13 protein-coding genes are annotated in these 13,214 nt (G+C 73.2%); 9 read left to right on the forward strand and 4 right to left on the reverse strand.

The genetic code is table 11. The annotated features are described in order from the left end of the window. Nucleotides 1–8 precede the first annotated feature (8 nt). The 8 genes from flgK to QOZ86_RS13055 all read left to right on the forward strand — a co-directional run bounded on the left by flgK (nt 9) and on the right by QOZ86_RS13055 (nt 6,547). Complete coding sequence (flgK, locus tag QOZ86_RS13020; protein ID WP_284492398.1) at nt 9–1,409, forward strand: flagellar hook-associated protein FlgK; 1,401 nt, start codon at nt 9–11, stop codon at nt 1,407–1,409. A 5-nt stretch (nt 1,410–1,414) separates the two neighbouring features. Then, nucleotides 1,415–2,302, forward strand: coding sequence for a flagellar hook-associated protein FlgL (flgL, locus tag QOZ86_RS13025; RefSeq protein ID WP_284492399.1), 888 nt, complete (start codon nt 1,415–1,417; stop codon nt 2,300–2,302). Beyond that, nucleotides 2,302–2,745 carry a flagellar assembly protein FliW gene (gene fliW / locus QOZ86_RS13030; RefSeq protein WP_284492400.1) on the forward strand — a complete coding sequence of 148 codons (444 nt, stop codon included), beginning with the start codon at nt 2,302–2,304 and terminating at the stop codon, nt 2,743–2,745. The genes flgL and fliW overlap by 1 nt, the downstream gene beginning before the upstream one ends. Before the next feature lie 90 nt (nt 2,746–2,835). Next, complete coding sequence (gene csrA / locus QOZ86_RS21205; protein ID WP_284492401.1) at nt 2,836–3,153, forward strand: carbon storage regulator CsrA; 318 nt, start codon at nt 2,836–2,838, stop codon at nt 3,151–3,153. Between the two features lie 200 nt (nt 3,154–3,353). Beyond that, nucleotides 3,354–3,860: a hypothetical protein gene (locus QOZ86_RS13040; protein ID WP_284492402.1), complete on the forward strand. Its 507-nt coding sequence runs from the start codon at nt 3,354–3,356 to the stop codon at nt 3,858–3,860. Nucleotides 3,861–3,933: 73 nt separating this feature from the next. Beyond that, nucleotides 3,934–5,037 carry a sigma-70 family RNA polymerase sigma factor gene (locus tag QOZ86_RS13045; RefSeq protein WP_284492403.1) on the forward strand — a complete coding sequence of 368 codons (1,104 nt, stop codon included), beginning with the start codon at nt 3,934–3,936 and terminating at the stop codon, nt 5,035–5,037. Between the two features lie 398 nt (nt 5,038–5,435). Further along, nucleotides 5,436–5,783, forward strand: a complete 348-nt coding sequence (locus QOZ86_RS13050; protein ID WP_284492404.1) for a hypothetical protein — start codon at nt 5,436–5,438, stop codon at nt 5,781–5,783. Then, nucleotides 5,780–6,547: a hypothetical protein gene (locus QOZ86_RS13055; protein ID WP_284492405.1), complete on the forward strand. Its 768-nt coding sequence runs from the start codon at nt 5,780–5,782 to the stop codon at nt 6,545–6,547. Before QOZ86_RS13050 ends, QOZ86_RS13055 begins: the two co-directional genes overlap by 4 nt. Before the next feature lie 108 nt (nt 6,548–6,655). Here QOZ86_RS13055 and QOZ86_RS13060 read toward each other — a convergent pair whose 3' ends face one another. From QOZ86_RS13060 to QOZ86_RS13075, 4 genes are all read right to left on the reverse strand, one after another. Next, the gene (locus tag QOZ86_RS13060; RefSeq protein ID WP_284492406.1) at nt 6,656–8,758 is read right to left on the reverse strand and encodes an NlpC/P60 family protein; all 2,103 of its coding nucleotides are present in this window, start codon (nt 8,756–8,758) and stop codon (nt 6,656–6,658) included. A gap of 291 nt (nt 8,759–9,049) precedes the next feature. After that, the gene (locus QOZ86_RS13065) at nt 9,050–9,241 is read right to left on the reverse strand and encodes a hypothetical protein (RefSeq protein WP_014374721.1); all 192 of its coding nucleotides are present in this window, start codon (nt 9,239–9,241) and stop codon (nt 9,050–9,052) included. A gap of 151 nt (nt 9,242–9,392) precedes the next feature. Then, nucleotides 9,393–10,709: a citrate synthase gene (locus QOZ86_RS13070; RefSeq protein WP_284492407.1), complete on the reverse strand. Its 1,317-nt coding sequence runs from the start codon at nt 10,707–10,709 to the stop codon at nt 9,393–9,395. 203 nt (nt 10,710–10,912) lie between these two features. Further along, nucleotides 10,913–12,328 (reverse strand): class II fumarate hydratase, encoded by a 1,416-nt coding sequence (locus QOZ86_RS13075; protein WP_284492408.1) that lies wholly within the window; start codon nt 12,326–12,328, stop codon nt 10,913–10,915. Nucleotides 12,329–12,493: 165 nt separating this feature from the next. Here QOZ86_RS13075 and QOZ86_RS13080 point away from each other — a divergent pair, with 165 nt between their 5' ends. After that, entirely contained in the window at nt 12,494–13,168 is a 675-nt protein-coding gene (locus QOZ86_RS13080) for a hypothetical protein (protein WP_284492409.1), read from the forward strand. The last annotated feature ends 46 nt before the right edge of the window (nt 13,169–13,214 follow it).

The raw sequence follows: 13,214 nt of genomic DNA on the forward strand, positions 1-13,214 counted from the left end.
GAGTCCAAGTGAGTACTTTTTCCGGCCTGAACACGGCGACGACCGCCCTGTGGGCGCAGCGCCGCGGACTCGACGTCACCGGCCAGAACATCGCCAACGCCAACACCGACGGCTACTCCCGACAGCGGGTCGACCTCGCGGCCATCAGCGGCAGCACCGTGCCGGCCTTCTTCTCGACGAGCTCGGGCATCGGCCAGGGCGTCAGCGCCGACGACGTCATGCGCATCCGCGACTCGTTCCTCGAGGGACGCGGGCACACGGAACACGCCAACAACGCCCAGCTGGTCGCCGAGACCGACGCGCTCGAGCTGGTCGAGCAGGCCTTCCGGGAGCCGGGCGACACCGGCATCCAGAAGATGCTCTCGGAGGTGTGGAGCGGCTGGCAGGAGGTCGCCAACTCGCCCGATGACCCCGCCGCCCGGGGCCAGGTGCTCAAGCGGCTGGAGACCCTCGTCGGGGGCCTGCACTTCAGCCAGGACCAGCTCGGCGGCCAGTGGGCCCAGACGCGGGAGAACCTCGCCGTCCTGGTCGATGACGTCAACGCCGCCGCCGAGAACATCGCCTCGCTGAACGTGGCCATCCAGCGGGCCACCCAGAGCGACCTGCCGAGCAACGACCTCGCCGACCAGCGCGACCTGCTGATCATGAAGCTGGCCGACCAGGTGGGCGCCACCGTCCGGCACGGCAAGGACGGCGTCCTCGACGTCGTCGTCGGCGGGATGTCGCTGGTCTCCGCCGGCTCGGCGACGAAGTTCGCCCTAGCCGGCTCCACCGACCCCGACACCGCGGCCGGTGACCCGCTGCGCATCGTGACCGCGGTCGGTGCGTTCACCGTGCGCCCCGGCGGGACGGCGGCCGGGCAGCTCAACGCCCTGAACACGATCATCCCGGGGTACCGCGGTCAGCTCGACGGCATCGCCACGAGCCTGGCGACGGCGCTCAACGACACGCACGCCGGGGGCTTCGACCTGTACGGCGACCCGGGGACGGCGATCCTCGGCTCGTCGGGCGGTCCGATCACCGCTTCGACGATCTCGGTCCTGACCACCGACACCAAGCGCATCGCCGCGTCGTCGATCGGGCCGGGCGCCCCCAACCTCGACCGCGGGAACGCCGACAAGATCGCCCAGCTGGCGAACTCGGCCACCGGCGTCGATGCGACGTACCGCACGATGATCGTCGAGCTCGGCGTCCAGTCGGCGGTGTCCCAGCGCAATCTCGACATCCAGACCAGCATCACGACCACGGTGGACGCGGCGCGCGACTCGGTCGCCGGCGTCAACCTCGACGAGGAACTCACCAACATGCTCTCGTACCAGCACGCCTACGCGGCCGCCGGCCGCATGATCACCGCGATCGACGAGGCGCTCGACGTGCTGATCAACCGCACCGGCCTGGTCGGGCGCTGATCGCCATGCGGATCACCCAGCGCGCCGTCGCGCTCACCAGCCTCCAGGGGCTCAACCAGAACCTGGACGCCCTGGGCAAGTTGCAGCAGCAGCTCACGTCCGGGCGGATGCTCAGCGCCCCGTCGGACTCGCCGACCGGCACCAACCGCGCCATGCAGACGCGGGCGGACCAGGAGGCGGTCGCGCAGTACGCGCGCAACATCTCCGACGGGCAGAGCTGGCTGAACCAGACCGACTCCACCCTGCAGCAGATGATGGACGTGACCCGCAAGGTCCGGGACCTCACGGTGCAGGGCTCCAACACCGGTGCCATGTCCGCCACCGCCCGTCAGGCGCTGGCCACCGAGACCGCCTCGCTGCGGGAGAGCCTGCTCGGGCTGGCGAACACCACGATCGGCGGCCGCCCCCTGTTCGGTGGGATCACCACCGGCCAGCGGGCCTACGACTCCACCACCGGCGCGTACCTCGGCACCACGGGGACGGACGTGCTCCGGCGGGTGTCGCAGACCGAGGAGGTCCGGGTCGACATCAGCGGGCCCGAAGCCTTCGGTAATCCGGCCGACGGCGATCTGTTCGCACTCGTCGGTCAGATCGCCGGCAACCTGACGGCCGACCCGGCGGCGCTCGAGCAGGATCTCGCCAAGCTGGACGGGATCATGCAGTCGATGGTGTCGGCCGTCGCCGACGTCGGCGCCCGCTCGGCGCGGATCGACCGCGAGAGCCAGATCACCACCGACCAGGGGATCAGCCTGCAGACACGGCTGGCCGAGGTCGAGGACATCGACCTGCCGAACACGATCATGCGACTGCAGATGCAGCAGACGGCCTACGAGTCGGCGCTGGCGGCGACCGCCAAGGCCATCACACCGACGCTGCTCGACTACCTGCGCTGATGGCCACCCTCACCGCAGGCCCGGCGCCGGCCTCGACGCCGACGGCACCGGCTCCACCCCCGGTCCAGGTGCTGTCCTTCGCCGAGCCACTGCCGGGCTTCCCCGGCCACCGGGACTACGTCCTGGTCGCCGGGGACACCGCCGGGCTGCTGTTCTGGCTCCAGTCGGTCGCCCTCGACGGGCCGCGGTTCCTCGCGGTGCCGGCCCGGGCGTTCTTCCCCGGGTACGCGCCCGTGGTCCCGGCGGCGGTGCGCGTCGAGCTCGGACTGGTCGACGTGGCCGACGCCCGGGTGTTCTGCCTGGTCAGCGTGCCCGACGGCGACGTCGCCGAGGCGACGGCCAACCTGCGCGCGCCGGTCGTGGTCGCCCCCGCGACGGGACGCGCCCGGCAGGTCGTCCAGAGCGACGGAGCTCATCCCCTTCGGCGGCGTCTGCGCCGATAACCTCAGGGGCCGCGTCGGTACGCGGCTGCCGACGCCCGCCTTCCGGCGGGCATGCCAGGACGGCCATCACACACCCATGGAGGGGTATCCGTGCTCACACTCACGCGCAGCGTCGGCGAGACGATCCGCATCGGCGACGACATCGAGATCCATGTCGTCGAGGTTCGCGGCGGCACCGTCCGGCTGGGCTTCAAGGCCCCTCGCGAGGTCGCCATTCACCGCGAGGAGGTCTACCGGCAGATCGCGGAGGCCAACCTCCTCGCCGCTCAGGTCACGGCCGACACGCTCGGGGCGCTGGCGGCGTTCGCGCCGACCGCGGTGTCCGGGTCCGAGGCGGTCGGGGCCGGCGTCGAGGGCCCGGGAGCTCCCGAGGACGGCACCGTGCCGGCGGCGCGCCCGGGAGACTGACAGAACTCTACGGTGACAAGGGGGGTGCGCTCGGCAGACGGTGCCAATCTGACGGCTCCGAGGGGCAGGCAGGGCGCAACACAGGCAACTGTTGCCGAACATTTCCTCTGACAACTGCGCGGACACGGCGAGTTGTGTCCCGCGTTCGCTGCGTGCATGCGGCAGATTTCTCCCCAAGCAAGTGACAGGGGGCGATCAAGATGGCACGCAACGCATTCACCACTTCGGTGGCCGGCGACCAGGCCGGCGAGTCGGAGTCCGTGGTGGTCCACGTGCAGCTGCGGCCGCGCCGCGGCGCGACCCGCAAGTGCCTCGCGGCGCTCGCGACGCTGGCCGCCGAGCACGACGAGGTGGTCTTCGCCGTCACGGGGCTGAGCAAGGACGACCGCGTGGTCCGGGTGACCGTCGGTGTCGACCTCGGTCCCCGCACGGCCGTCGCCAAGTTCTCGTCGCAGGCGCAGGCCGCCTACGCGTTCGTGTCGGCGATCTTCACCTCGCTCTACGACCACATGCCGGTCTACACGGCCGAGCCCGGCGGCGCCGAGCGCGCCGCCGCCACCACGCTGCTGGAGCACGCCGCCGCGGGCACCGCCCGGGCCGATGCCCTGGCGGCCGACCTCCTGGACGCGCTTCCCGGCTCCCCGGCGCCGGCCTGGCCCGTCCCGTCCCCCCGGCTGCCCGGTCCCGGGGAGCGCATCCCGGCCTGACGGCGTCGGCGAGTGGTACGCCGGTGCCGGCCCGATCGGCACCTCTTCTTCCCCGTAGTGCCCTGGAGTACCGATGCCCGACCGCAGTTCGTCCCCGACTCCTCCGACCGCCGACGACCGGATCCGCAGCCGAGAGCCCCTGGTGTTCGGCGGGATCCCCGAAGCCGAGGGATGGGCGTTGGCGCCCATCACCCCCCGCGACCGGGTGCACTTCCGAGTCGACCGGGAACTTCCGCTCGACCACTTCCGCCGGGCGCTGCCCGACGGCGTCACCGTCAGCTACGACCAGGGTGACGGCCTCTACCGGGTGGACGGTGCCTGCGGCTCTGCGGCGGTGCTCGCGGACTGGGTCAAGGCGTGGTGCACCGGCCAGGGGATCACCACCGTGGGGCTGCGCGCCGAGACCGAGGTCCGGCGGCGCGCCCCGCGCGACCTGCCGCCGGATTTCCTCGCCGACCTCTGCCGGCACTACGGGCCGGTCAGCCTCAAGCGGCTGCAGCGGAACATGAGCACGATCCGGCTGCACCTGCCCGACCCCGACGACCTCGGCCAGCAGGTCTTCGAATGGGTGCTCAAGGCCGTGGCGCAGTACGACGAGACCAAGTCGGTCCCCTTCGGTGCCTTCCTGGCCACCCAGCTGTCCAAGTGGGTGCACGACCTGGGCCGCAACGCGCACGGCCGCACCGCAGCGGACACCGAGCACAGGCAGCAGAAGGCGATCGCCTCCTTCATGGCCGAGCACCAGCGCCGGCCCAGCGAGAAGGAGCTGGCCGCCTACATGGGCCAGAGCGTCGCCACGCTGCGCCGCAACTCCCAGACGGTCGCCACCCTCAACGGCCTGCGCAACCTGCAGTCGCTCGACGGCGCGCCCGACGTCACCGAGATCCTCCTGCCGGACTCCTCCGAGGCGCCCGACGAGATCATGGGGGAGGCGGAGCAGACCCTGCTCTCCCACGCGCTCACCGCGGCCTGCGCCCCGGACCCGGCGGCGCGGCCCGACCAGCGCGCCGGCCAGCCGAACGTGCTCGGCTGGGCCACCTGGTACCTGACCACCTGGGGTGGGCAGACCAAGACCCAGCTGTCCAGCGATCTCAACACCTCGGTGCGGAACATGAACGTCTACGCCGACCGGGTGGAGAAGGCGCTCAAGCACCGCCTGGCCGAGCTCGCCGAGTAGCGGGGGACCGCAGCCCCCGGTCCATCCCGTGCGGTCTTTCCCCGCTCCGGCGGTGGGGCGCTGCCGCAAGCGCGGCGGCGACACCGCAAGAGCTGACCCCATGGAGTACCTCTCCGAAATCGGCGTGGTCCCGCTCGTCCCCCCACCCGGGGCCTGCGGAACCACGCCGTTCCCGGCCGTCCGCATGCCCGCCCCCGGTCCGGTGGCGCGGAGGGCACGATGCCCTCACCAGGGCGGACACGCGCGGATCGCGGGTCGATCTCGGAAAAGACGGCGCTGACGGGTCGATCGGCATCCGCGCCTGCCGATATCCACCTCGTGACGCCACGTCCGAGCATCCGCAGCCACGCCCATCAGGCGTGGCCGGTGACCGGACCGTGGTACCGGGGTGAGGCCCAGTGACCGCACTGCCCACCGGTGACGCCGGCGCCCCGACGCTGGTCCCGCACTGGCTCGACGCGCCCGCCCGCGATCTCCTCGCCACCACGGTGCGAACCGCTCTGGAGGACCGCTCGATGCACCCGGTGACCGCCGTCCACCTGGAGGACGTGCTCACCGAGCTGCACGTCGCGGCCGCTCGTGAAGCGGTCTGGCCGGCGTCGACGGCCCGGGTCCGCCTGGCGACCGGCTGGGACGACGACGTCCTCCCGGTCCGGCTCAGCCCGGCCGAACTGGCCGCCGTCCACACCCTTCCGGGCCTGCCCACCCCGCTGCGGACGCTGCTCGGTGCGGGGGGCCACCGGTGACCACCACCCTCTTCGGCACCGCACCGTCCGGCCGCTTCCTGCACCGGCGCCGGGCCGCCGCGGTCGACGTCGCCGATCTGCACGAGGTCGCCGCCGAGCTGCTGCCCCGGCTGGCCACGCCCGGACTGCACCTGCGCCTGGTGCGTCGCCCCGGCGCGGGCACCGTGCTCCACGTCGAGGAGGACGAACGCACCCTGCGCGTCCCGCTCACCGACCTCGCCGACGACATGAGCCGGGCCGGGGTACCCGGCACGGACGCCGGCATCGCCGCCGCCCTGCGCAGCTGGGTGGCCCGGCGACCGGTCACCGACGCCGCCGCAGCCGGCACCGGCATCGCCGTCCTCGACTGGTCCGATGCGGCGCAGACCGCGATCGGCTGGGGCGTGGTGGTCGTACGCGGTGAGATCCCGGTCCCGTGGGCGCCGTCCCCGTCCGCGCGCACCGTCGAGCTGCACCGGACCCGCTCCGCGGCGACCGGGCGGGCCCACGACGTGTCCATGGACCTGCGCGTGCAGGGGCCGCTGGCGCTGTGGTCGCACCCCCGGGTGCCGGTTCTGGCGTCGTCCGCGCTGGTCGCCCCGGACCTGATGCTGCACCGCATCGCCGCCGTCGGGCTGTCGTTGTCCGACATGCACGTGGTCGTGACGCCGCACCGGCCGGTGGCCTGTGCCGGTCCTGGTGTGGCTCGCCGGCTGGCCGGTCAGGCCAGCGAAGCGAGCGTGACGCTGCCCTGGCGTCGCGTCGTCGACCTGCCCTGGCTCTGATCCCGCCCGAGGCGACGTGAATTGACCTCAGGCATAGGAACCTATGCCTGAGGTTTCGGGCCGCCTTCCGTATGCATAGCTTCCTATGCCCGGGCCGCGATCCTTTCCTCAGCTGATGTAGCCGTACTCCCAGTGCCACGGCTCCGGCTTCTCACCGCCGGGTCCGGCCCAGTCGGGCTGCACGAACCCGAAGCGCGCGGCGTTGGCCGACATCCAGGTCCACTGCGGGCTGCCGGCGACGTTGACGCCGCCGCCCAGGTCGATCGCCAGCGCCCAGCCGTGGTTGGACGTTCCGGGCACGGCGGCCAGCGCCGGCTTGCGGTAGTACGCCGCCACCTGGGCGCCGAACGGACGGTAGGAGTCGGTGATCCGCAGCGGGGTGCCGAATTCCGCGGCGTAGGCCACGTCCAGCTGGGCGTAGGACGCCGCGGCGTCGCAGCGCAGCGCGTGCCCGGCGACCGCCAGCTTGCACAGTGCCCCGGCCGGGATGTGGCCGTTGGCCCAGCCGCCCCACTCCGGCCGCACCGGGCCCGGCTCGGGCAAGGGCGCGCCGCAGGGGCCGGTGGCCGCGGCGGTCGGCGGGGCCGGGTTGGGCGCGGCGGACGCCCCGAGGGGGACCCGCACGGCGACGGCGTCGGCGGACAGCGACCGGACGCCCACCTGGTAGGTCGCGGCGGAGGCGCCGATGACGTCGCCCTCGCCGAGGTTGATGCCGACGTCCCGCCGGGTGGGGGAGAAGACCAGGTCGCCCACCTGGAGGTCGCGCACCGGCACCGCGACGCCGGCCGCCCACTGCTCCTCGGGGGAACCGGGCAGCGCGTACCCGGCCAGCAGCCAGGTGCCGGCGGTGAACCCGCCGCAGTCGTAGGTCTCCGGTCCGGCCGTGCCGGCGACGAAGGGCTTGCCGAGCTGGGACAGGGCGTTGCTCACCGCGGCCACGGTCTCGGCGGGCAGGACGGTGACCGGCTCGTTCCCGACGACGGCCCACGCCACGCCCGGGATCGGGCGCCCGTCGGCACCGAGCGCGGGGGACATGCCGGTCGGCAGCTCCGCCGGGTCGGCGAGGGCCGCCGCGGGGGGCAGTTCGACACCGGCGGCGGCCAGCCGTCCCAGGTAGTCCTGCCAGCGCTGCGTCGCGGCCGCGTTGCGCTGCTGCTGCGCTCCGGCCGCCGGGATGGTGGCCAGGCCGGCGAGCCGGCCGGAGATCTCCGGTGGGAGGTCGCCCACCTTCGCGCGGACCGTCTCGAGCACGTCGCCCGCGCGCCGCTCCGCCGTGGCCAGCGCGGCGCGGGCGTCGGCGACCCGCAGCGTGGCGGCCTCCAGCCGGAGGGCGTCGCGCTCGGCACGGACCACGGTGCCCTGCAGGTCCTGCTCGGCGCGGTCGGCCAGCGCCTGGGCGTACAGGACGCCCGACGTGGCGCCGGCCCGGTGGACGTCCAGGCCCAGCAGCGGATGGCGGGTGGCTGCGGTCGCCCGGTACAGCATCGCCGCGCCGGTGCCCACGGAGAGCTGCTGGACGGTCAGCTGCTCGCGGGCGGCCTGCTCGGCGGCGAGCGCGTCGGCCAGCCGGGTGCGCCGCTGGTCGGCGACCTGGGCCAGCCGGTGGTAGCGGTCGGCCTGCTCGAGGAGGGAACTGCGGGCGGTGAGCGCCAGCGCGGTCGGGTCCAGCGACGGACCGGCGCCCTCGGGCGCCGGGGCGCCGGGGAGCGCGAGCGCCAGGACGGCCGGCAGCAGGAGGGCGTTGGTGGCGACGACGCCCAGGCGGGTCGACCAGCGGGTGCGGGGGCGGTCGCTGGACCGGAAACGGCTCGGTGCCCTCCGCACCGCGGAGCGGCCGGCCGCCGAGCGGCCGCCGGTCGTGCCCCGCGTGCCGGTCGTGGGGCGGGTACTGATCGTCGGGCGCGTACCGGTCGCGGCGCGCGCACCGGCGCGCCGGGGAGTGCGCTCTGCACCGGCACGGGCGGCCACGGCCGCACGGGCGGCGGCCAGCTGCTCGGCGGTGACGCCGGGACGCGCAGCCGCGGCCTCGCGCAGGGCCAGGGCCTCGCGCAGGGCCAGGACCTCCGCCGGGGTCAGGGGCGGACGGCTCGAGCTGCGTGCCGTGGCTCGGGGAGGCGCCGAGCGCCCGGCGGCGGCGCGGGTCGGTGCGGAACGCGGGGTGGCCGCCCTGCGGGGGACGGCCGCACGCGCGGGCGTACGCGATGCAGGCACTGCGTCCCCCGGGCGTGGTCGTCGGAACGGATGGGGCTCCTGGGGCCGAAGTGGTCAGGAGCTTGCACACATCCATCGACACGCCGTCGGGAATGCTTGAAGAACGGGTTCGGACGGATCACCCGTACGGGGTGGGGTGAACCTCGGGGGAGTGCGGGGAGACCGTCGTCCGGGCCTCGTCACCAGCGAGGGCCGGGGTGGGGTGGTGGGTGCCGCGCTGTGGGGCGGTGCTCGCGTTCGTCCCGCGGTAGCGGCCGCGGGGCGGGGCTCAGGGCCGGGGTGGACGGCCGGTCAGGGTGCCCACCAGGCGCCGTGCCGGTGCACGAGCGGGATCCGCAGCTCGTCGCCGTCCTCGGTGGAGATGACGAACTCCAGCTTGGTGATCCGGACGGGAGGGCCGTCGCCCTCGGGCTCCAGCAGCTGACCGGTGGCCAGGGGCATGGGCGGCAGGACGAGGACGTCCTCGCCGGGGGGCTCGGCCATGCGTGGTCCTCTCGAGTACGGGGGCCCACCCACCGTAGGGACCGTGCACGGGGACGCAACGGGCCGGGTGACCCGGAGGACCACCCGGCCCGGAGGCCCCGTCCAGGCCACCGCCGCGAGCGTGCGGCGGTGGCGAGGACGGGGTCCTTCCTCAGCGCGCGTCGGCGGGGACGTAGTCCCGCTCGGTCGCACCGGTGTAGATCTGCCGGGGACGGCCGATCTTGGTGCTGGGATCGGCGATCATCTCCCGCCACTGGGCGATCCACCCGGGCAGCCGGCCGAGGGCGAAGAGCACGGTGAACATCCGCGTCGGGAAGCCCATCGCCTGGTAGATCAGGCCGGTGTAGAAGTCGACGTTCGGGTAGAGCTTGCGCTGGATGAAGAAGTCGTCCTCCAGGGCGATCCCCTCCAGCTGGCGGGCCAGGTCGAGAAGCTCGTTGTTGCCGCCGAGCTTGTCGAGCACCGTGTCGGCGGTGGACTTCACGATCGCCGCGCGCGGGTCGTAGTTCTTGTAGACCCGGTGGCCGAAGCCCATGAGCTTGACGCCGGGCTCCTTGTTCTTCACCCGCTCGACGAAGCGGGGGATGTCGCCTCCGTCGGCCTTGATGGCCTCGAGCATCTCCAGCACCGACTGGTTGGCCCCGCCGTGCAGCGGGCCGAACAGCGCGTTGATGCCGGCCGAGACCGAGGCGAAGAGGTTGGCGTGCGAGGAGCCGACCAGCCGGACGGTCGACGTCGAGCAGTTCTGCTCGTGGTCGGCGTGCAGGACGAAGAGCATGTCGAGCGCCTTGACCAGCTCCGGGTCGGCCTCGTACGGCTCGGCCGGGAAGCCGAAGGTCATGCGCAGGAAGTTCTCGACCAGGCCCAGCGAGTTGTCCGGGTAGAGGAAGGGCTGCCCGACGGACTTCTTGTAGGCGTAGGCCGCGATGGTGGGCAGCTTCGCCAGCAGGCGCAGGGTGGACATCTCCACCTGCTCCTCGTCGAAAGGGTCCAGCGAGTCCTGGTAGAACGTCGACAGCGCGCTGACCGCGGAAGACAGCACCGGCATGGGGTGCGCGTCGCGCGGGAACCCGTTGAAGAACGACTTCAGGTCCTCGTGGAGCAGCGTGTGCCGGCGGATCCGCTGGTCGAAGTCGCCCAGCTGATCGGCCGTGGGCAGTTCGCCGTAGATCAGGAGGTGACTCACCTCCAGGAAGCTGGACTTCCCGGCGAGCTGGTCGATGGGGTAGCCGCGGTAGCGCAGGATGCCGGCGTCACCGTCGATGTAGGTGATCTCCGAGGTGCACGACGCGGTGTTGACGAAGCCGATGTCGAGGGCGACCTTGCCGGTCGTCGCCAGCAGCTTGCTCGTGTCGAGGCCGTCGGAACCCTCGGTCCCGCTCTTGACAGGCAGGGGTAGCTCCCCGCCGGGGTAGCGCAGGGCCACGTCGGCGGAGCCGGCTGCGGCGGCGCTCTGGGTCTCAGTCATCAGGGGCGACGCTAGCGCCCCCGCGCCCGGATCGCGGCCCGACGTCGCGCGGCGTGGGGGGGGGGGGGGCGCGGGGGGGGGGCGCCCCCCCCCCCCCCCGGGGGGTGTGAGCACCCAACCCGACCGCCCCCGCCCCCGTCTGGCGCCCCGCCGTCGCGCGGCGTGGGGGGGCGCAGACCGATGGGTGCCCCCCCCCCCACGGCTCACGGGTGGGTCATCGACAGCACGTCGAGCGCCTCGTCGAGCTGCTGCTCGGTGAGCTTGCCCTGCTCGACGTACCCACGCTCCACGACCACCTGGCGGATCGTCTTCTGCTCGGCCAGCGACTGCTTGGCCACCTTGGCCGCCTCCTCGTAGCCGATGTACTTGTTCAGCGGGGTGACGATCGAGGGAGAGGACTCCGCGTAGGTGCGGCACTGCTCGACGTCGGCGACGATGCCGTCGACGCAGCGGTCGGCCAGCAGCCGGCTGACGTTGGCCAGCAGCCGGATCGACTCCAGGACGTTGCGGGCCATCAGGGGCAGCGTCACGTTGAGCTCGAAGACGCCGGTGGTGCCGGCGTAGGTGACCGCGGCGTCGTTGCCGATCACCTGGGCGCCGACCTGGATGACCGCCTCCGGGATCACCGGGTTGACCTTGCCGGGCATGATCGAGCTGCCCGGCTGCAGGTCGGGCAGCTGGATCTCGCCCAGCCCGGTGCGGGGGCCCGAGCCCATCCACCGCAGGTCGTTGGCGATCTTGATCAGCCCGACGGCGATCGTCTTCAGCTGGCCCGAGGCCTCCACGAGGGAGTCGCGGGAGCTCTGCGCCTCGAAGTGGTCGCGCGCCTCCGACAGCGGCAGCGCCATCTGCGTCGCGAGCTTCTCGATGATCGCGGCGGCGAACCCGGGTGGGGTGTTGATGCCGGTACCGACCGCGGTGCCGCCGAGCGGGAGCTCGCCGATGCGGGGCAGGGAGGCCTGGAGCCGCTCGACGCCGTACCGGACCGCGGCGGCGTAGCCGCCGAACTCTTGGCCCAGGGTGACCGGGGTGGCGTCCATCAGATGGGTGCGGCCGCTCTTCACGACCTCGGCGAACTCCTCGGCCTTCCGCTCCAGGGAGGCCTCCAGGTGCTGCAGCGCCGGCACCAGGGTGGCGACGACGGCCCGGGTGGCGGCGATGTGGATGGCCGAGGGGAAGACGTCGTTCGACGACTGGGAGGCGTTGACGTGGTCGTTCGGGTGCACCGGCTTGCCGAGGGCCTCGGTGGCCAGGGTGGCGATGACCTCGTTGGTGTTCATGTTGCTCGACGTCCCCGAGCCGGTCTGGAAGACGTCGATGGGGAAGTGGTCGTCCCAGTCGCCGCGCGCCACGCTGCCGGCGGCCTCGGTGACCGCGTCGGCGATCTCGCGGTCGAGGACGCCGAGATCGGCGTTGACGGCCGCAGCGGCGCCCTTGATGGCGGCCAGCGCACCGATCAGCTCGCGTTCGATCGGGGTGCCGGAGATGGGGAAGTTCTCGACGGCGCGCTGGGTCTGCGCCCGCCACTTGGCCCAGGAGGGGACACGGACCTCTCCCATGGAGTCGTGCTCGATGCGGAAGTCCCCGCCGTCCTGCGGTGCGCCGTTCTGCTGGGCCACGCTGTGCTCCCGGTGGTGTGGATGGTGACAGTGCTCCGCACGGGACCCTAGATCCCCGTGGGAGGACGTGCGGGTGCCGCCCTCGGTGCGGGCCGCCGAGGAGGGCCTCGAGCGACGGATCCCGTTGCTAGGGTGCCGATCCGGCCCGACCCCGAGGAGCACCCCATGTCCCAGCCCACGACGCCCGGCCCGGGCGCATCGTCGACTCCGCACGGGGAGACGGTGCCGAGCTGGCCGGCTCCTGGGACGGCGTGGCCGGCCCCGGGTGCGCAGCCGGCGCCCGACTGGGCGACGACGGCGCCGTCCTGGCAGCCGGCTGCCCCGGCCGCCGCACCGGGCGCGGCGACGCCCGCGGCGTCGTCGGGACGTACCCGGTGGGCCGTCGCCGGTGCAGCCCTGGCCGGGGTGGCCGCCGGCGCCGTGGCGGCCACCTTCCTGGTCAGCGCGGTGTTCATCGGCAGCGCCGAGGGCATCGGCCGGGCGATGGGGGAGGAGATGGCTGCGGGCATCACCGAGGGCGTCCGTGAGGGCATGGTCGAGGGCAGCCAGGAGTCGATGGACGCGATGCTCGGCGGCCTCCTCGGCGAGGAGGGCATGGGCAGCTGGTACGGCGGCATGCCCGGCGGGTCCGTCGAGCAGTTCCCGCCGGTGGAGCCGGCCGACCTCGGGCCGGACGAGACGCTGGACGCCTACGCCCAGGGTTGCTTCGAGGGCGACCTGCAGTCCTGCGACGACCTGATGTACGAGTCCCCGCCGCTGTCGGACTACGAGGAGTACGGCAGCAGCTGCGGCGGACGGGTCAAGCCCTTCACGGTGATGGCGTGCACCGAGCTGGAGTGAACCGGCGCGCCGGAGTGCGCCCCTGCTGCGCCGGACCGTTGCGTCA

Origin of the sequence: Blastococcus capsensis (assembly GCF_030165005.1) — a bacterium.
Taxonomy (GTDB): Bacteria; Actinomycetota; Actinomycetes; order Mycobacteriales; family Geodermatophilaceae; genus Blastococcus; species Blastococcus capsensis.

Excerpts from the sequence above, each read along its gene's own strand:
- QOZ86_RS13065 (WP_014374721.1), bottom strand. The coding sequence starts at position 9,241 with ATGGCCGAGCCCCCCGGCGAGGACGTCCTCGTCCTGCCGCCCATGCCC.
- QOZ86_RS13070 (WP_284492407.1), bottom strand. The coding sequence starts at position 10,709 with ATGACTGAGACCCAGAGCGCCGCCGCAGCCGGCTCCGCCGACGTGGCC.
- QOZ86_RS13080 (WP_284492409.1), top strand. The coding sequence starts at position 12,494 with ATGTCCCAGCCCACGACGCCCGGCCCGGGCGCATCGTCGACTCCGCAC.
- flgL (WP_284492399.1), top strand. The coding sequence starts at position 1,415 with ATGCGGATCACCCAGCGCGCCGTCGCGCTCACCAGCCTCCAGGGGCTC.
- fliW (WP_284492400.1), top strand. The coding sequence starts at position 2,302 with ATGGCCACCCTCACCGCAGGCCCGGCGCCGGCCTCGACGCCGACGGCA.
- QOZ86_RS13040 (WP_284492402.1), top strand. The coding sequence starts at position 3,354 with ATGGCACGCAACGCATTCACCACTTCGGTGGCCGGCGACCAGGCCGGC.
- QOZ86_RS13045 (WP_284492403.1), top strand. The coding sequence starts at position 3,934 with ATGCCCGACCGCAGTTCGTCCCCGACTCCTCCGACCGCCGACGACCGG.